At 61.4% G+C, this 18,424-nt stretch carries 17 protein-coding genes; 15 read left to right on the plus strand and 2 right to left on the minus strand.

Annotated features, from left to right (window positions below; all coding sequences use genetic code 11):
* The first annotated feature begins 245 nt into the window (after positions 1–245).
* The 3 genes from ACV1FX_RS01150 to ACV1FX_RS01160 all read left to right on the plus strand — a co-directional run bounded on the left by ACV1FX_RS01150 (position 246) and on the right by ACV1FX_RS01160 (position 1,949).
* Positions 246–1,322 carry a flavodoxin family protein gene (locus ACV1FX_RS01150; RefSeq protein WP_473115696.1) on the plus strand — a complete coding sequence of 359 codons (1,077 nt, stop codon included), beginning with the start codon at positions 246–248 and terminating at the stop codon, positions 1,320–1,322.
* Positions 1,323–1,435: 113 nt separating this feature from the next.
* Positions 1,436–1,765: a four-helix bundle copper-binding protein gene (locus ACV1FX_RS01155; RefSeq protein WP_473115966.1), complete on the plus strand. Its 330-nt coding sequence runs from the start codon at positions 1,436–1,438 to the stop codon at positions 1,763–1,765.
* A 10-nt stretch (positions 1,766–1,775) separates the two neighbouring features.
* The gene (locus tag ACV1FX_RS01160) at positions 1,776–1,949 is read left to right on the plus strand and encodes a hypothetical protein (RefSeq protein WP_473115697.1); all 174 of its coding nucleotides are present in this window, start codon (positions 1,776–1,778) and stop codon (positions 1,947–1,949) included.
* Between the two features lie 8 nt (positions 1,950–1,957).
* On the opposite strand, the gene ACV1FX_RS01165 is transcribed toward ACV1FX_RS01160, so the two are convergent.
* On the minus strand, positions 1,958–2,680 hold the full coding sequence (locus tag ACV1FX_RS01165) for a DUF72 domain-containing protein (RefSeq protein WP_473115698.1): 723 nt from the start codon (positions 2,678–2,680) through the stop codon (positions 1,958–1,960).
* Between the two features lie 631 nt (positions 2,681–3,311).
* Between ACV1FX_RS01165 and ACV1FX_RS01170 the strand changes: the two genes are divergently transcribed.
* The 12 genes from ACV1FX_RS01170 to ACV1FX_RS01225 all read left to right on the plus strand — a co-directional run bounded on the left by ACV1FX_RS01170 (position 3,312) and on the right by ACV1FX_RS01225 (position 16,339).
* Positions 3,312–3,494 carry a hypothetical protein gene (locus tag ACV1FX_RS01170; RefSeq protein ID WP_473115699.1) on the plus strand — a complete coding sequence of 61 codons (183 nt, stop codon included), beginning with the start codon at positions 3,312–3,314 and terminating at the stop codon, positions 3,492–3,494.
* Complete coding sequence (locus ACV1FX_RS01175) at positions 3,488–4,846, plus strand: MFS transporter (protein ID WP_473115700.1); 1,359 nt, start codon at positions 3,488–3,490, stop codon at positions 4,844–4,846. The genes ACV1FX_RS01170 and ACV1FX_RS01175 overlap by 7 nt, the downstream gene beginning before the upstream one ends.
* A gap of 141 nt (positions 4,847–4,987) precedes the next feature.
* Positions 4,988–6,520, plus strand: coding sequence for a UxaA family hydrolase (locus ACV1FX_RS01180; RefSeq protein ID WP_473115701.1), 1,533 nt, complete (start codon positions 4,988–4,990; stop codon positions 6,518–6,520).
* A 45-nt stretch (positions 6,521–6,565) separates the two neighbouring features.
* Complete coding sequence (locus ACV1FX_RS01185) at positions 6,566–8,098, plus strand: UxaA family hydrolase (RefSeq protein ID WP_473115702.1); 1,533 nt, start codon at positions 6,566–6,568, stop codon at positions 8,096–8,098.
* A gap of 34 nt (positions 8,099–8,132) precedes the next feature.
* Positions 8,133–8,537: a phasin family protein gene (locus tag ACV1FX_RS01190; RefSeq protein WP_473115703.1), complete on the plus strand. Its 405-nt coding sequence runs from the start codon at positions 8,133–8,135 to the stop codon at positions 8,535–8,537.
* A gap of 116 nt (positions 8,538–8,653) precedes the next feature.
* Entirely contained in the window at positions 8,654–9,940 is a 1,287-nt protein-coding gene (locus tag ACV1FX_RS01195) for a nickel pincer cofactor-dependent isomerase, group 22 (RefSeq protein ID WP_473115967.1), read from the plus strand.
* A gap of 29 nt (positions 9,941–9,969) precedes the next feature.
* Positions 9,970–11,232 carry a nickel pincer cofactor biosynthesis protein LarC gene (gene larC, locus ACV1FX_RS01200; RefSeq protein WP_473115704.1) on the plus strand — a complete coding sequence of 421 codons (1,263 nt, stop codon included), beginning with the start codon at positions 9,970–9,972 and terminating at the stop codon, positions 11,230–11,232.
* Complete coding sequence (gene larE, locus ACV1FX_RS01205; protein ID WP_473115705.1) at positions 11,232–12,020, plus strand: ATP-dependent sacrificial sulfur transferase LarE; 789 nt, start codon at positions 11,232–11,234, stop codon at positions 12,018–12,020. Before larC ends, larE begins: the two co-directional genes overlap by 1 nt.
* Positions 12,017–12,673 carry a nickel pincer cofactor biosynthesis protein LarB gene (gene larB / locus ACV1FX_RS01210; RefSeq protein WP_473115706.1) on the plus strand — a complete coding sequence of 219 codons (657 nt, stop codon included), beginning with the start codon at positions 12,017–12,019 and terminating at the stop codon, positions 12,671–12,673. The genes larE and larB overlap by 4 nt, the downstream gene beginning before the upstream one ends.
* A 114-nt stretch (positions 12,674–12,787) precedes the next feature.
* Positions 12,788–14,038 (plus strand): lactonase family protein, encoded by a 1,251-nt coding sequence (locus ACV1FX_RS01215; protein WP_473115707.1) that lies wholly within the window; start codon positions 12,788–12,790, stop codon positions 14,036–14,038.
* 240 nt (positions 14,039–14,278) lie between these two features.
* The gene (locus ACV1FX_RS01220; RefSeq protein ID WP_473115708.1) at positions 14,279–15,091 is read left to right on the plus strand and encodes a transporter substrate-binding domain-containing protein; all 813 of its coding nucleotides are present in this window, start codon (positions 14,279–14,281) and stop codon (positions 15,089–15,091) included.
* A 159-nt stretch (positions 15,092–15,250) separates the two neighbouring features.
* Positions 15,251–16,339 (plus strand): mandelate racemase/muconate lactonizing enzyme family protein, encoded by a 1,089-nt coding sequence (locus ACV1FX_RS01225; RefSeq protein WP_473115709.1) that lies wholly within the window; start codon positions 15,251–15,253, stop codon positions 16,337–16,339.
* Positions 16,340–16,392: 53 nt separating this feature from the next.
* Here the strand turns inward: ACV1FX_RS01225 and ACV1FX_RS01230 are convergent, their stop codons facing one another.
* The gene (locus ACV1FX_RS01230; RefSeq protein WP_473115710.1) at positions 16,393–18,420 is read right to left on the minus strand and encodes a methyl-accepting chemotaxis protein; all 2,028 of its coding nucleotides are present in this window, start codon (positions 18,418–18,420) and stop codon (positions 16,393–16,395) included.
* Positions 18,421–18,424: the final 4 nt, after the last annotated feature.

Consider the following 18,424-nt stretch of genomic DNA (forward strand, 5'->3'; position numbering starts at 1 on the left):
CGATCACGCGCCAAAACTGGCTGCTCGCGTCGGGGGAAATCCGGGCACGACCATATTGTTCCCAAGCCTGCTCGAGCGCGCGCTTTCGGCCAGGGAAGGGCCGGGACGATCACCAGTCGCTCTACACAATGATGTCAAGACAAGATCAGGACAGCACAATCCTTGCGACGCGGCCGGGGCTGAGGAACCGTGCGCGGATGCGCAACGTTGGTGCGACGAGTAAATGACGGCCCCTCGGAGACACCATGCAAGAACCGGACATTCGCAAGGGGATGCCGCCCGTCAAGTTGTCGCGTGAGGAGTTCGAGAGTCGCTACCGAAACCGGTTCATCGATCCTGCATTTTCGTCGCTTGAGCGCGAACTTGATGCGATCGTCGCCGCGGCCTGGGATGCTTACAGCCATTCGCGCAAGGCACCGGTAACGCAAAAAGCGGGCGCCGGCTTTGCCGATCCTGACTACGATCTTGCGGTAGACTGGCTCGAGGCGCGCGCCGCGATCCTCGAGGCACAGCGACGGCACGATGATGCGAACGAGACCCCGCGCATACTCATCATCAACGGCTCGGCTCGCAGCGAGCACACTTGTCCCGGCGAGATGTCGAAGACCTGGCGGATCGTGAAGATGGCCGAACCGTTATTTGTGGAGATGGGCTTCGCCGTCGATATCCTCGATCTTTCACGGCTGACCTCGGAGTTCGGCAGGAACATCCATCCCTGCAAGTCCTGCGTCGCAACCGCGATGCCGCTCTGCCACTGGCCGTGCAGCTGCTATCCGAACTATTCCCTCGGGCAGGACGCAGACTGGATGAACGAGATCTATCCCCAGTGGGTAGCCGCGCACGGCATCCTGATCGCGACGCCGGTGAACTGGTATCACGTGCCGGGCGGACTTAAGGCGATGATGGATCGCCTGGTCTGCGCAGACGGTGGCAATCCCGATCCGACGTCGACGCACGGCAAGAAGGCCGACGAGGCCAAGGCGCTGGAGCTCAAGGGCTGGTCCTATCCGCGTCACCTTGCCGGCCGCCACTTCGGTTTGATCGTTCACGGCGACAGCGTTGGCGCCGAAGGCGTGCGTCGAACCCTGTCGGACTGGCTCACTGACATGCGCTTGATCTCTGCCGGCCGTTTTGCCGAACTCGATGGCTATGTTGGCTACATGGAGCCATATGCGACTTCGCATCAGGCGCTGGACGAGGACCGCGAATTTCAGGAGGAGGTGAGGAATACGGCCCGAGCGTTGGGCCGTGCCGTGAAGCTTGCCAGGAGCGGACGGTTCGAGGAGCCCGGAGCCGAGCTCTCGGATCCGGCTCCTAAGTGAAGGGTGGGTGAAACGCGGAAAGGGCGATGTCCAACGGAAGCCAGGAACCGAGCGTGTCCCCTCGCTTTGGTTCGACGGAGAGAGGCAGGCCCGATCGCTGGAAGGGAGCAGATATGCATCAATCACGAGAAATGGCCCGCTGTATCGAACTTTGCATGAGTTGTTACAAGACCTGTCTCGGCACCGCGATGAATCATTGTCTCGAAACCGGCGGAGAACATGTCGAGGCGAAACATTTCCGCCTGATGATGGCGTGCGCCGAAATGTGCCGGACGGCTGCGCACTTCATGCTGATCAATACGCCGCATCACAGGCATGCTTGCGGTGAGTGTGCTGAGATCTGCACCGAATGCGCGCAGGATTGCGAGCGGATCGGAGGCATGGACGAATGTGTCGCCATGTGCCGGTCGTGTGCCGAATCCTGTCGCGCTATGGCAGCCTGAGGAAAAGCGCATGCTGGAAGAGAAGCTCAAGGAAGCCATCATCAGCGAGCTCAAGCGTCAGGCGGCGAATCGACCGCAATCGCTGAACGTCGAAGGCTCCTCGGAGGAGTTGGTCGTCAACGGAAAGATCGATCTTGCCGAACTCGTCATGGTGATCGCCGGCTCGGTTGCCGGCGGTCCGTAGCTCGTGCGTTAAAGCATTGCTTTCAGCTTCAGCGCATCGGCCGGAGCGGCGCTTTTCTGGTCATTGTCGAAATAGACATAGACGTCGCAGCCTTGCCCTCTCCAGGATCTGATGCGCCGTGCCCATTGTGCGAGCGTCGGCCTCGTGTAGTGACCATGATAGCGCCCGCTCGGGCCGTGACCGCGAACATAGACGAAGTCCGCGGTGCGCCTCCAGGGCGCCGGTGCATCATGGTGATCCGAGAGGCAAAGAGAGATGTTTGCGTCTGCCAGCATCCGGAGGATGCGGGGTTGATACCAGCTCGGATGTCGGAACTCGAAACTGTAGCGTCGTTTCTTCGAGAGCAGTTTGAAGAAGGAGGCAAGCCTGTCGGCATTCGCCTCGAATTGCGGCGGCAGCTGAAACAGGATCGGCCCCACCTTGCCGCGCAAGAATGACATGCGATCCTCCAGCAGCTCGAGGCTGTTTTCGCAAGCGTCGGACAGACGCTTCCAATGCGTGATGAACTTGGACGCCTTCCAGGCAAAGATGAAGTTTTCGTCGGTCTGTTCCCGCCATGTCCTGACCGCTTCAGGTGTCGGCGTGCGGTAGAACACTGCGTTCAGCTCGGTGGTCTCGAATTGGCTGGCATAGTAGCGAAGCTGCTCTTTCATTGGCAGCCCTTCCGGGAAGAAAGGACCGCGCCAGGAGTCGTAATGCCAGCCGGAAGTACCAATCAGGACGCGCGCCATCTCGTGAAGCCGTCATAGCCATCATTGAGCGCGGTGACGTGGGGCCGCGGTCTCAGAGAAGAACGTCCATGCAGGGAATATGTTGCCCGCTTCCGCAGCTCACTCCTCTTGCTGCGCGCCCGCCAGTCGACCTACATCGGGTCCAGCGCCACCAAGAATGGTGGCAACGCGCGCTGAGTCTTTGGAATGCTAGCGTCTGCCCATTGGCCAGCGTTCCCGCGCCCATGGCGAGGCTGATCGCGATCGCTATCACGCCAAGCCGGAACGCGGTTGCATCGTCTGGCCAGCATCCTCCGATTTTTGGTCAGCTTCTGCGCGCCCGCCTTTTCCTTGTCTCTGATGTTCGATCAGACCGCTGGCGCTCACAACTGACAAAAAGGGAGGCAGAGATGATTTTTGGTTGACCTAGGCGAATGGCGTTCTCGCGCTTATGGAGCATCAGGGTTGGCATGCCTGCTACTGGCTGGCGCCGTACCGGAGACCTAGGTTCGCAGGCTTCCTTCCTTCCGGCGACTGTACCGACCGACTTCGGTCAGAACCATCTGAGTGTGCGCCGCAGCACGAATATCCACGTTCCTTCTGACGGAATCTCGCCTTGTGGGATTTGGGGCGAACACAGGTAATTCCCGCCTTGCTCCAACTGACCATTCCCGCGATGGTTTTGCATCAGTACCGGATGCGCGTTCGCGCAGAAGCTGATGATTTGGCTACGCGCTTGGCCGTCATGGTTGGGCCGCCGCCGTTTCGCTCTGAAAAGAAAAAAGAACAGAGGGGCAAGACAAATAAAACAACAGGGGAGAAGACGTCATGCTGAAGGGACGGCATAGGTTTTGGGTTCTGGCCCTCATCACGATCCTTCTTGCCTTTAGTTCAGGCGACCGCGCCACGCTCTCGGTGGCCGGACCACACATGTCGAAGGCGCTTCACCTGAGTCCGGTCGAGATGGGCTGGCTTTTCGCCTCGTTCGCCTGGGCTTATGTTCTCTTCCAGATCCCTGCCGGTTGGTTGATTGACAAGATCGGAGCCAAGCGGGGCATGCTTGTCGGATTGGCGATCTGGTCCGCCGTGACTGTGGCGATGGGCCTCGTACCGTGGATCGCGTATCCCTTTGCCGTGCTTCTCGTCCTCAGATTTTTCCTCGGGCTCTTCGAATCTCCCGTTGGCCCGGGATCCGCGAGAATTATCGCCGCCTGGTTTCCGTCTCAGGAACGCGGCGTGGCCGGGGCCATCTTCAACAGCGCTCAGTATGTCTCCCTGGCGATTTTCAATCCGCTCATGGGATGGCTCTCCTATCAGTTCGGCTGGGAGCACATTTTCTATGTGATGGGCGGGCTGGGGCTGTTGCTTGCCATTCTCTGGGCCAGGACGTTCTATATGCCTTCCAAGCATCCCAGCGTCATGGCGAGCGAGATCGAACTTATCAAAGGTGGCGGTGCGCTCATCGAGACAGACGCCAACCTCGGCACCGGGGGCGCGAACGGCAAGTCGTCGGCAGCCAGTTCCAGCTTCGCCGATCTCGGCATGCTGTTCAGAAGCCGCATGCTGGTGGGCATCTTCATCGCCCAGTATGGAATCACGGCAATCACCTGGTTCTTCGTGTCGTGGTTCCCGACCTACCTCGTCCAAGGCCGTGGCTTCTCCATCCTGCAGGCGGGCTTCGTGGCAGCGCTGCCGGCGATCGCCGGATTCATCGGCGGCGTATCGACCGGGTTCTTCTCGGATTGGATCCTCAAGAGAACCGGCGATCTCAGCCTGGCACGAAAGATTCCGATCACGATCGGATTTGCGATGAGCGCCCTGATGATCGGATGCAACTATGTCGATACCGATTGGGTGGTGATCATGCTGATGTGCGCGGCCTTCTTCGGTAAGGGCTTTGGCTCGCTCGGCTGGACCGTGGTGGCCGACACGGCTCCGAAGGAGATCATCGGGTTGACCGGGGGCGTGTTCAACGCGATCGGCAATGTCGCCGGCATCTTCACCCCACTCGTGATCGGCTACATTCTTGCCGGCACCGGCTCCTTCAACGGCGCGCTGCTCTATGTCGGCTTGCACGGGCTCATTGCGATCTTCTGCTACTGGGTGATCGTTGGGAAAATCCAGCGGCTCGATCTCAGTGATCTTCAGGTCGCTCCGGCCGGCACCATGGAGCCGTCTCGGCCATGAGCATGGATATGTTGCAGCGCCTAAAAACGTACGTCGACCGAAGCGATGTGACCGCTGAGGAGTTCGTTCTGGATGTTCCACACGCGGCTTGGACGGTCTCTCAACTGTAGAGCGCCGAGCACTAGGAGGAGATAACAAGTCATGCATAGCGCTCTCAACCCGGTGATCCGCGTTGGCGCCCAGGACAACGTGGTGGTCGCCCGTGCCGGGCTGTCCGCCGGAGTCCGGATCGATGCCGAGAACCTCATCATTGCCAGCGACGTTCCGCCCGGGCACAAGGTGGCGGCTCGTTTCATCCGCAAGGGCGAACCGATCATCAAGGGCAATGCCGTGATTGGACTGGCTGCCGCCGATACCGCGCCGGGGACGCATGTCACGTCTCAGGCCGTCCGATCTGAAGCGCCAAAGGCGCAGGATTATGCGATTGGTCGCGACTATCGCCCGGTCGATCTGCTGCCCGCCGGACAGCGCGCGACTTTCGAGGGCATCGTGCGCGGCAACGGCGAGGTGGCAACACGGAACTTCGTCGGCGTCCTTGTGGTCGGCAACTGTGCTGCAACGGCCGCCCGCGCAGCCGCCGACTATTTCGACGAAGAGCGGCTGGCCGAATTTCCCAACATTGACGGTGTCGTGCCGTTCATACATGAAATCGGCTGCGGCATGGAGATGACCGGCGAGCCGATGGATCTGCTCCGCCGCACGCTCTCCGGCTTTATCCATAACCCCAACATCTCGTCTGCGGTCGTCATGGCGCTCGGCTGCGAGCGGAACAACCTCAGAGCTTTCCTCGAGCAGGAAAAGCTGGCGGTCGGGCCAAAGCTGCGGACGGTCACGATCCAGGAGGCGGGCGGAATCCGCAACGCCGTCGAGGACGCCAAGCGCATCGTCCACGAGATGCTGCCCGAGGCCAACAACGTCAAGCGGCAGTCCGTCTCGGCCGAGCACCTCCGGCTGGGCTTGCAATCCGGAGGCACGGACGCCTTCTCGGGTCTCTCGGCCGACCCGGCGCTCGGCGCTGCGGTCGACATCCTCGTCCGCAACGGCGGAACCGCCATCCTGTCCCGCACGCCGGAACTCTTCGCGCTCGGGCCTGATCTGGCGGCCCGCGCACAGTCACCGGACGTCGGTCAGAAGTTTGTTGAGCGCCTGAACTGGTGGAAGCAGTACAACCAGAACAAGGACACGCAGCTCGATGGACGCGTGAGCCGCGCGAATGAGGCCGGCGGGCTCGCTAATCTGATGGAGAAGTCGCTTGGCTCGGCCAAGAAAGCCGGGAACAGCCCGCTGATGGGTGCCTATCGTTATGCAGAACGGATCGCCGACAAGGGGCTCGTATTCATGGATACGCCGGCTTACGAGCCGGTCTCCGTCACGGGCCAGATTGCGGGAGGAGCCAATCTGGTCGCCCTCACCACGGGGCTCGGCTCGTCCTTCGGCTCGCTGCCGGCGCCAACCGTGAAGCTCGCCGCTTCCACCGCGCTCTACGAGAAGATGACTGACGATATGGACCTCAATTGCGGGCCCGTGATCGACGGCACCGCGAGCGTAGAGGAGATGGGGCAACGCATCTTCGATCAGCTTCTGCGGCACGCCTCGGGCGAGAAGACCAAGAGCGAGCTCGACGGCATGGGCGAGAATGAATTCGTGCCGTGGCCGATCGGCGTGCTCGCCTGATCGACAACTTGAGTGAACCCGAAAGAAACGTCGAAGGAAACGTCCATGTCTGACCGTGCTTTCAACCCGTTTATCCGGCTCGACCCCAAGGACAACGTGGTCGTTGCGCGAATGGGCGTTCCGGCCGGAACACCCGTGCCAAGCGAGGATCTGGTCACCCGCCAGGAGGTCCCCTCGGGACACAAGATCGCGGCCAGGTTCATCCGCAAGGGTGAGCCGGTCCTCAAGTACAACACCGTCATCGGCTTCGCCGGGGAAGATCTCGAGCCTGGCACGCACATGCATAGCCACAACATCTTTTTCGACGAGGTCGAGAAGGATTACGCCTTCGGGAAGGCCTACAAGCCCACGCAGTACGTTCCTGAAAAAGAGCGCGCGACCTTCCAGGGCATTGTGCGCGAGAACGGGGCGGTGGCGACCCGCAACTTTGTCGGCGTCTTCGTCGTCGGCAATCTCGGCGCATCGACCGCCCGCAAGATTGCGAACTACTTTACGCCGGACCGGTTGACCGACTACCCGAACGTCGATGGTGTCGTCCCCTATGTACATCAGATGGGACACGGCATGGAGCGCAGCGGAGAAGCGATGGATCTGCTTCGCCGCACCATGGGCGGCTACATCCGTCATCCGAACACCGCGGCCGCGCTGGTGGTGGCGCAGGGCTACGAGGTCAACGATCTCGAGGAATTCCTGCGCGACCAGAAGCTCGAGGTCGGCCCGAAGCTGAAGACCCTGGTGGTCGCCGACGCCGGCGGCTTTCGCAAGGCGGTCGAGCAGGGCAAGAGCCTGGTCGCCGAGATGCTGCCGCTCGCCAACCAGGCGACGCGCCAGACCGTTTCGGCGGAGCACATCACGGTAGGCATGCAGTGCGGCGGCTCGGACGGCTTCTCCGGCCTGTCCGCAAATCCGTCGCTCGGCGCCGCCATGGACATCCTTGTGCGCCATGGTGGAACGGCGATCCTGTCGGAGACCACGGAGCTGTTCGGCGTGGAGCACACACTGACCGCGCGCGCGGTCACGCCAGAGGTGGGACGCAAGCTTGTCGATCGCATCGAGTGGTGGCTCAAATACAACGAAGGACGCGACTGCCAGATCAACGGCAAGGTCAGTCCGGGCAATAATGCCGGCGGTCTGGCGAACGTCCTGGAGAAATCGCTTGGCGGTGCCAAGAAGGGCGGCAACAGCCCGCTTATGGAAGTCTACAAATATGCCGAGCCGGTCACGGTGAAGGGCCTCGTGATCATGGACACCCCCGGCTATGACCCGGTGTCGGCAACGGGTCAGATCGCGGGCGGTGCGAATATGGTCTGTTTCACGACTGGTCGCGGCTCCTGCTTCGGCTCGGTGCCGGCGCCCACGATGAAGCTTGCCTCCAATACGCCGATGTACACCCGTATGCAGTCGGATATGGATGTCAATTGCGGCGTGGTCATCGACGGCGAAACCACGGTCGCCGAGATGGGGCAGCGCATCTTCGAGCAGCTTCTGCGGCACGCCTCCGGCGAAAAGACCAAGAGCGAGCTGAGCGGCATGGGCGAAAATGAGTTCGCGCCGTGGCCGATCGGCGTGCTCTCGTAAGGCCATTCGGCGCTCTTCTGAATGGGAGATTGGGATGTCCGATAAAAACAAAGTCCCTGATACTCCAGGTCTTGTGCAGGCGGCGGACGCGTTTTTGCGAGAGGCCTCGAAAGCGATCGCTGAGCACCAGGGTGCCGCCGCCGAGACCGCGCACGAGATCACGCGCGAATGGATGAAGCTGGCGCAGGAGGGACTCCATCGCAACATGGCGTTGCTCGACGAGCTGTTGCGGGCAGAGTCCTTGCCGAGTGTGAGCGATATCCAGCGCCGGATCTTGCGCGACAACATGGACGCGCTGATCAACGACAGCCAGCGGCTGGCGGAGCTGGCCGCCAAGGCCGCTCAGAAGGCGAGCACGCAATTGAACGTGCAGCACTCCTATATGTCCAAACTGGCCCATATGGGCGAGCCTCCGGACTACAGCTCCGATAATGAATAGGCGGGCTTACGTGTCTCGATCGTCGCGGCGTCGGGCATGCAATCGAGGCTACGACCCAAGGGGATCCTGACATGGACATGATTGCGCAGCTTCTTCAGCGCGTGGAAATTCCCAAGATGGTTCGCGTCCATCAGAAATTTCCTTGCACCGAAGTCAAAGATATCGCGGGAACCGTCCGCGAAGAGATGCGAAAGGACAGCATCGCTGGTCGCATCAAGAAGGGCGCACGCATTGCGGTCGGCGTTGGAAGCCGCGGCATGGCCGATATCGCCGTTGTTGCGCGAACTGTCGTCGAGGAGCTCAGGGAGCGCGGGGCGCAGCCCTTCATCGTGCCGGCCATGGGAAGCCATGGCGGCGCAACGGCCGAGGGCCAGACCGAGGTCCTCGCCCGACTCGGTGTCACCGAGGAGCGGGTGGGCTGCCCAATCCTCTCGTCGATGGAGGTCGTCGAGGTCGGCAAGCTGGAAGACGGCATGGCCGTCTTGATGGACAAGAACGCCCATGAAGCCGACGGCATCGTGGTCATCAACCGGATCAAGGCGCATAGCGGCTTCGTCGGACCCAACGAGAGCGGTCTCGTCAAGATGATTACGATCGGCCTCGGCAAGCAAAAGGGCGCGGACGCCTGCCATGCTCTTGGCTGGGCGCATATGGCGCGCCTGGTCATCGAGATGGCGAAGGTCAAATTGGAGAAGACACCGATTCTGTTCGGCGTCGGAACGGTGGAAAACGCTGAAGACAAGATCGGGCGGATCATTGCCATTCCCGCGGAGAACATCATCGAGGAGGAACGGCAATATCTTGTCGAGGCCAAGCGCGCCCTTCCGCGCGTCCTCCTTGATCCGATCGACGTCCTGGTGGTGGATCAGCTCGGCAAGGAATTCTCGGGAAGCGGGATGGATCCATATGTGACGGGGCGGGCCGCAACCCCCTACGTGAAGGATCTGGGGATCAACGTGAGTGCCCTCGCGGTCCTTGATGTCAGCGATTACAGCCATGGCAATTGCTCGGGGATGGGCATCGCCGACATCACGACGCGCAGGCTCTTCGACAAGATCAGCATGACGCACACCTACGCCAACACCCTCACATCCAGGGCGCCAAACTCTTCGAAAATCCCTCTCGTCATGCCGAGCGACGAAATGGCGATCAAGGCTGCCATTCAGGTGTGCGGCGCTCCTGATCCTTCCAAAGTCAGAATGGTCCGGATCCCCAACACCGGTCATCTGCACGAGATCTATGTATCTGAAGCGATGGTGGACGAAGCAAAGCAGCATCCGAACCTGACCGTACCTGGCAAGGTGCGCCCGATATCATTCGACCATGCAGGAAATCTGCCGGATGTTGGTCGTTGGCTGACGCCTGATCAGCTTCGGAAGTGGGATGCCGAGCTTGTCAATTGAATGCGTCATGAGGCGGAGTCCTGGTTGAGATGCGAGAGGACTCCATCCGCCACGTTCACCTTGATGCGTTGGGCGGGGTCGCCGGCGACATGTTCGTTGCGGCCGTGCTCGGGGCACTGCCGGAGCTGAAGGAGCGCGTCCTGGCCGACGTCGCGGCCGTGCTCCCTGAAGAATACGCTGCGGCTCTGCACGAGGGCTTGAGCGGCGGAATGGCCGTTCTTCGATTCGGTCTTTCAGCGACACCGCACGAGAACCGCGCGGCTCACCGGCACCACCACCACGATCACGGTGATCATGATCACCACAGCCATCATGATCATCACGGTCATCACGGTCATCATGGCTCGGCCTTGCACTTCCTGGAGATCGTTGCGCGGATTTCCGCTGCCAGGCTGCAGGCGGGGACGGCCGAGCAGGCAATCGCCATCCTTACCCACATTGCGCAGGCTGAAAGCAGGATGCATGGCGTCCCAATCGAGCAGGTGCACTTTCATGAGATCGCGGACTGGGATTCGCTGATGGACGTCGTGGCAGCCGGAAGTCTCGCAGCGGCGCTCCCGGGCGTGAGCTGGAGCGTGTCCGACTTGCCGATTGGCCGCGGCCCGATCCAGACCCGGCATGGCCTTCTTCCCGTGCCGGCGCCGGCCACGGCCGACATTCTGAAAGGCTTCCGCTGGCACGACGATGGCGTTGCCGGCGAAAGGGTGACTCCCACGGGGGCGGCAATTCTGGCCCATCTCGTCAAAGATGCAGGCGCCAGGAAAGCATCGGGATCTCTGCTGGCCGTCGGCATGGGGGCGGGCACGCGCGAGTTGCCCGGGATGCCGAACATCCTGCGCGTCCTCATGTTTGGAGGAGAGGGGCAGGCGCGGGAGGAAATCGTCGTCTTGTCCTTCGATGTCGATGATATGACAGGTGAAGAGATCGGCGCGGCGGCCGAGCAGCTGCGCAGCGAGGGCGATGTCGTGGATCTCACGCTGGGAAGCCGCCAGGGCAAGAAGGGCCGTCCCGTTGTCGAGTTCCGTCTCCTGGTCAGGCCGCCTGCACTCGAAGCAGTTATGGATCGTTGCTTTCTGGAAACCTCGACGATCGGTCTGCGCTGGCGAGTGGAGCAACGGACGTGCCTCTCCCGTTCGACAGAAACGGTCCCCGTTGCGGGACAGATGCTCCGGCGGAAACGGACTGTCCGACCAGACGGGCAGGTGACCGTTAAAGCCGAGAGCGATGATCTGGCGGATTCCGCGGGCCTCGTCGCGCGGCGCCGGACCAAAGCGTTGACCGAGGAGGAGTGATGCAACAGTCGCGACTTGTCTCGGTGCTCGACTCCCACGAGTCACTCGCGATCGCTGTCAGCGGAGGCGTCGATAGCATGGTGCTCGCCTATCTGGCCCATGGCTTCTCGCGGGCCGGGATCACTGCTTTCCATGCCGTTTCGCCGGCCGTGCCAGCTCTGGCAACAGAGCGGGTCAAGACCCACGCTCGCCGCCATGGTTGGCGCCTGCATCTCATCGATGCCGGCGAGCTGCAGGATCCCACATATCGAGCCAATCCGGTCAACCGCTGTTACTATTGCAAGACAAATCTGTACGCCCGCATCCGAGCGGTTACCGGTTTGCAGATCGCCTCGGGCACCAATCTGGAAGACCTCGGCGATTTTCGTCCCGGCCTCGATGCCGCGCGCCAGCACGGCGTCGTTCACCCCTACGTCGAGGCGGGTCTTGGAAAATCCGACATCTACGCTTTGGCACAGGCGCATGGGCTCGACGACCTGGCTGTGCTGCCCGCGCAACCTTGCCTGGCTAGCCGCGTCGAGACCGGTCTTGGCGTTGATGAGGTCTCCCTGCGCTTCATCGAGGAGGTCGAGACGGACCTGAACGACATCTTGCCAACTGCACAGTCCCTTCGCTGCCGGCTGACGGCTCTCGGCGTCTATATCGAGTGCACTCCGCTTCCGACAGGGGAGGACCGGCGGCGCGCCGAGCAAAGAGCGAGCCAACTCTGTGCCAGGTCCGGACGACGGTTCGCGGGCATGCGACTCTATCAGCGCGGCTCGGCATTCCTGACCGGCGGTTCAGCATGAATGATTTTGTCATCGATTGGGACAGGCAGCGGCGGGTTGGAGTTGCCGAGGCGGTGCTCTGCGACTCCAAGACCACCGCGCAGATTGATGCCATCTTGTCAGCAACGGAAGGGCGCTCGTTGTTGCTCACCCGGCTGGATCAAGAGAAGCTCGAGCAGATCTCGCCATCGCAACGGGAAAAGCTGGAATACGATCCACTGTCGCGCACCGCGTTTTTTGGCGCACCCGCCGCTGCGACCACGCCCGGACCGGGCATTGTCTGCGCCGGAACATCGGATTTGCCGGTTGCTCGGGAAGCCGCGCGCACGCTGGCCTTTTTTGGTTACACGACCTCCGTTATCGCGGACGTCGGGGTCGCAGGGTTGTGGCGCCTGATGCAGCGGCTGGAGGAAATCCGCGCCTGCCCGGTCGTCATCGCGGTCGCCGGGATGGAAGGTGCGTTGTTCAGTGTTCTCGCTGGCCTCGTCGAAGCGCCTGTCATCGCGGTTCCGTCCTCGATCGGTTATGGCGTGGCAGCCGGCGGAAGAAGCGCACTACACAGTGCTCTGGCCTCTTGCGCGCCGGGACTGCTGGTCGTGAACATTGACAATGGCTTTGGCGCGGCCTGCGCTGCTATCCGGATCTTGCGGGCAGCGTCGCGCCTGTCGCGCTGACGGTCTGTTGGGCACGGGAGGGAGAGGCTCGCGCAACCTAGAGAACAATCGAATCGTTGTGGAAGAAGCGACCATCTGTACGGCCAATAGAAGCCAATCTGAAGGAGATGACGTATGAATCATTCACTGCCGCTGAACCGCCGGACCTTTGTAGGGCTCGTTGCCGCAGCGGGACTTTCGACGCGCGCTTTTTGGGCACAAGCCAACCAGCGCGCCGTCTTCTACGTCGCTGTCGGAGCCGACCTCGTACTCTACGAGGCAGACGACACCAAGTTCACCTTGCAGAAGGTGGATGTTGTTCAAGTACCCGCAGCGGTTCAGTATATCTGGAAGCATCCGTCCAAACCGCTGCTCTACGTTTCCTTCAGCAATCGCTTTACGTCGAAGACGGACGATCGGCACGGCGTTGCGGTCTACGCGATCGATCAGCAGACCGGGCGTCTGAAGCCTTTTGGCGAACCTCAGTTCTTCAAGAATCGGCCGGTGAACATCACGCTCGATCCGGCGGGGAAATATCTGCTCGTCGCCTACAACGCGCCGTCCACCTTGACGGTCCACCGCCTCGAAGGCGATGGGTCCATCGGAGCAGAGATCAAGCAGTCCGAACCGGTTGATGGCGGTATCTACGCGCATCAGGTTCGGGTCTCGCCCTCAGGCAAGGTGGTGGTGCTTCCGACGCGCGGCAACGATCCGACCGCCAGCAAGCCGGAGGATCCCGGCGCCATCAAGGTCTTCAGATTTGACGAAGGGCAGCTCTCGCACGAGATGTCGGTCACGAAGGGCAATGGCCTCGGATTTGGTCCGCGCCACGTCGACTTTCATCCGACCAAGCCATGGATGTTCGTATCGATGGAGCGGAACAACCAGCTCCTGGTCTACGGCGCGACGGATGAGGGTATCAGCGCCCAGCCACTCTACGAGAAATACACGGCCGCCAAGCACGAAGCGCGGCTGCCGGTGCAGTTCGTCGGCCCGATTCACCTGCATCCCAACGGGCGGTTCGTGTATCTCGCCAACCGCTCGGACGGAACGGTCGAGTTCGCGGGCCGCAAGGTGCATGGCGAAGGCGAAAACACCGTTGCCGTGTTCTCGATCGATCCCACGAGCGGCGAGCCTACGCTGATCCAGACGATCGACACGCAAACGTTCCACTGCCGAACGTTCTCCATCCATCCGAGCGGACGCATGTTGGTGACGGCGGCTGTTGCGCCGCTGGATGTTCGCGAGGGGGATAGTGTCAAGACCGTGCCCGCGGGCTTGTCGGTCTTCAGCATCGGCGACGACGGCAAGCTGAGCTTCGTCCGGAAGTACGACGTTGAGGTCGGGAGCGACTGGATGTTCTGGTGCGGGATGGTGGCTCTCTAGCGCCGGGCGATCGAGAAGCGGCAAGACTCGTGGCCGAGAAGAGCCTCTGAAGCCTCTTCTCGGCGGGGGGAGCGCGGCCGGAGAAAGGTCCGGCGGAAAATTTGGACGATGGCCCGTCAAGCGCGAATGGGGTTGAGTCTCAATTCGTGAGACAAGCTCTGAGGAGGGGCGCCTACCTCTTTGACGTCTTCGGGCAATCCTGATCTCTCAGCGGAAGAACATGAATGCGGGGAGGATACGATGAGCTTCGGAAAGCTGCTTTTTGCGATTGCCGTGTGCGTTGGAGTGTCATCGTCTCTTGCGCAGGCTCAGAATTCGCTCGCAACAATCCGTTCGGCAGGCAAGATTCGCGTCGGTATGGACGTGGCCGTTGCGCCCTACGCGTTCAAGGATGACAAGTTCGCCGAGACTGGCTCAGATGTCGTCGTTGCGAAGAAGATAGCGACCGATCTTGGTGTCCAGCCTGAGATCGTTGCGCTCAACAGCGCCAATCGCGTCCCGTTCCTTTTGACCAACAAAGTCGACATCGTCATCTCGACGCTGGCGATCACCGACGAGCGCAAGAAGGTCATCGACTTTACGCTTCCTTATTCCGCCGGGTTGAACATCATCTCCGCGCCGAAAGATATGTCCTTGAAATCAGTAGAGGACTTGAAAGGCAAGCGCGTCGCCACGACGAGCGGTACGACCTACGACAAAAAGCTGACGGTGACCGCACCGAAGGACACGGAAATCGTCCGCTTCCCGGACGAAAGCACGACGCTCTCCGCCGTGACGTCCGGCCAGATCGACATCGTTGCGCAATCGAAGTCCATTCTTCCGGTTCTGCAGAAGCAGGTTCCGGACAGGAATTTCGAAATGAAGTTCGTGCTGGAGGAGGTGGTTTTCGGTATCGGCATCAAGAAGAACGAGCCTGAGCTGAAGGCGTGGCTGAACAAATGGATCAACGATAACGCCAAGAACGGCTTCCTGAACAAGGCTTATCGGGATTTTCACAATCTCGATCTGCCTGCCTCAATTTTGACTCAGGCAGCTTCGTTGCCCCAAGATTGATCGTCCCCTCGATGGGAAGCCCGACCCTGTTCGTCTCGTTACGGAAGTTGCGCGGATATCAAGGTCAATTTTTTCTGCGATGAGCCTTTGAATACGCGCTCGGCGGATCGATCGACCGGGTGCCGGCCTTAGCAAGACGCTTCGCATGAGGGGGCACATTTGATTGTCGATCGGATCGATGTCCGAACCATAACTATCCCGCTCGCCCCAAAGATCGTCAGCGCGGTCGGGAGCGTCGACCATCTTGGTTGCGTCCTGGTGACCGCAGCCAATGCAGATGGTCTCTGCGGCGAAAACCTCGTCTTCACGCTCAATGATCGATTCACGGGCGTTCTCGCCAAATTGATCTCCGAGCTTGGAGACACGATGATCGGTCCGCAACCGGACGACATTTCGTCGATCTGGGATCGGATGCAGACGAGGCTGAGCTTCTTCGGCATCAGAGGCTTTTCAACCATGGCAATTAGCGCCCTTGACGGGGCGTTCTGGGATCTGCGCGCGAAGGAATGTGGCTGTTCCATCAGTCGGCTTCTAGGCCGGAAGCGGAACGTCGTCGATACATATGACAGCGGTGGTCTCTGGCTGCATATGACGAACGATCAAATCGACGATTATGTGCAGGTGAGTCTTCTCGCCGGCTTCCGTGCCATGAAGCTGCGCCTTGGGCGGGAATCGATCGAGGATGATCTCGATCGTGCGAGACGCTTGAAGACGATTGTTCCACCCGGCTTCTCTCTGATGGCTGACGCAAATCAAGCTTATGATGAGGAGGCGGCGGTGCGCGTCGGCCGGCTTCTGCAGGATATCGGCTATGTCTGGTTCGAGGAGCCCTCCGATCAATATGATCTAGCGGCGGCTGCGCGCATCAAGAGCGAGCTCAAAATCGCGATCGCATCGGGCGAGAACGCATACAGCCGCTATGATGCGCAAGCGATGCTCGCATCCAAGTGCTTGGACGTATTCATGCCGGACCTGCAGCGAATTGGCGGGGTTACCGAATTTGTGAGAGCGGGGAACCTGGCGGAGGCGCATGGGGTAGGGGTCTCCAGCCACCTCTTTCCCGAATACAGCCTGCAGGTTCTTGGCGCGGTGCCGGGCAAGCCACAGCTGGAATATGTGCCGTGGTTTGCTGCGCTCTTCAACGAGCAGGTCGAGATGTCTGATGGCCAGATTGTGGTCCCCGACCGGCCGGGCTGGGGCTTTACGTTCAATTGGGACTACATCAAGAGCCGATTGCTGCCCGGCTAAATCATGCGAGCCAAGGGGGCGCATGGCATCGCGCCGCCAAGGCTCGCCAGATTTTAACCCGCCTTACGCACCGTCTGCAGAAATTCCGCGACGTCACGCTTGAGCGCATGGGCCTGGTCCTGCAGGGCTGCGGCTGCCGCGAGCGCGGCTTCGGCGCCGGCATCGGTTTCGCCGGCGACCGTGCGGACCGAGCCGACCTGATCGCTCACGGCTGTGGTGCCGTTGGCGGCCTGCTCGACGTTACGGGCGATCTCGCTGGTCGCGGCACCCTGCTGCTCGACGGCGGAGGCAATCGTGGTCGCAATCTCGGTCATGGCGGCGATGGTCTTGCCGATCTGGCCGATCGCTGTGACCGACTGGCCGGTCGAACTCTGGATCTCGGCGACGAGTGTCGATATCTCTTCGGTGGCGCGCGCCGTTTGCGTCGCAAGGCTCTTCACCTCATTGGCGACCACGGCAAAGCCCTTACCAGCGTCGCCGGCGCGTGCCGATTCGATGGTGGCATTGAGTGCAAGCAGATTGGTTTGGCTTGCGATCGCCTGAATTAGCTGAACCACGGTGCCGATCCGCTCGGCCGAACTCGATAGCGCACGCATCAGCGCCTCGGTGCGCGACGCTTCTTCCTTGGCCTGATCCGACACCGCGACAGAGCGGGCCACCTGGCTCGAGATTTCCTTGATGGAAGCCGCGAGCTGGTGCGTGGCGGCCGCTACCGTTTGAACATTTGAGGACGCCTGCGCTGAAGTTGCCGCGACCTGCTCGGCAAGGGAGCGACCGCGCTCGGCGACGCGAGCAAGACTCTCGGCGCTCTGTCCCATCTCTGCGGCACGGCTCGACACGCCGTCGATGACGCCTTCCATGCCACGATCAAAGCGATCTGCCAGGCTTCCCATCATCGCCGAACGTTCCGTTTCGGCCGCGGCGCGCTGGGCTGTGGCTTCTTGCTCCATGCGGCGGACGGTCTGCGCATTTTGCCGGAAGACTTCAACCGCGCTGGCCATATGCCCGATCTCGTCGCCGCGCCCGCCGCCCGGGATCGCTTCGTCGAGTTCGCCAGCCGCAAGCCTCTGCATGCGCAATGTCATCTGACCGATCGGTCGCGACACGCTGCGCCCGATCAGCCAGGCAAGCAGCGCGCCGAGGACGAGGGCGGAGCCTGCGACCGCCAACACGATGCTGTGCGTGTGCTCGACCGTTTCGGTGGTGAGTCGACTCTGTTCAGCGCGCGCGCTACCCAACGCCTGGCTGATCTTACCGGTCTGCGCGTCGATCGCGCCGCTCGCTTTGACGAGATCTGCCTGGCTCTTGCGCAGCTCACCGACCGCAGCGGAAAGATCCGTCAGCGTCGCCGATTGGTCGGCGAGCACCTTCTTAAGCGCCGTGAGCAGGCTCTTCAAGCGCGGCGCCTCGAGGCCTGCGATCTCCGCCTCGCTGTCCGCGATTGCAGCCTTCGCATAGCCGAGCGTCAACGCGACATCGTCGGCGTCGCCCTGGGCCTGGGTGATCATGAAATGCAGCGCCGCAACGCGCACCGCATCGACCGTGCCCGCCAGGCGTAGCGGTTGGAGAAGGCGCTCCGGCTGATTGCCAAGCGCAACATTGATCGCGGCGATGTCGAGGCTCGCCGAAGCCCCGAGCGCCTCGCTCTTGGCGCTCGCGGTGCGGAGATGGTCGACGGCAGCGGCCACGGCTGTGAAGGATTTCCTGTAATTGTCGAGCGCGTCCACCAGCACACTGCGGCCGGCCGTGATCGCCGTCAGACGACCGAATTGCTGGTCCGTCTCGCCGAACACCTGGCCAAATCCATCGATCGCCTTGGCAGCAGCGTCGCGATCGCCAAGATTGCGCGTGCGGACGAACTTCTCGACTGCTCCATTGGCTGACAGTAGCGCAGCATGGACGCGCGCCATGGCGGCGTCGCCATCGGCGCTGGTGACGAGATCGCCGACGGTGCCGCCGATCTCGGACAACCGCAGCATGGCGAGGAGTGCCAGCACGGTGAGACAGCCCAGGATCAGCGCGAAGCCGCCGAAGATGCGCGGACGGATGCCGATGCGCGACAGGAGTCTGGTCAAAGTCATGACG

It is taken from the genome of Bradyrhizobium ingae, assembly GCF_055791185.1.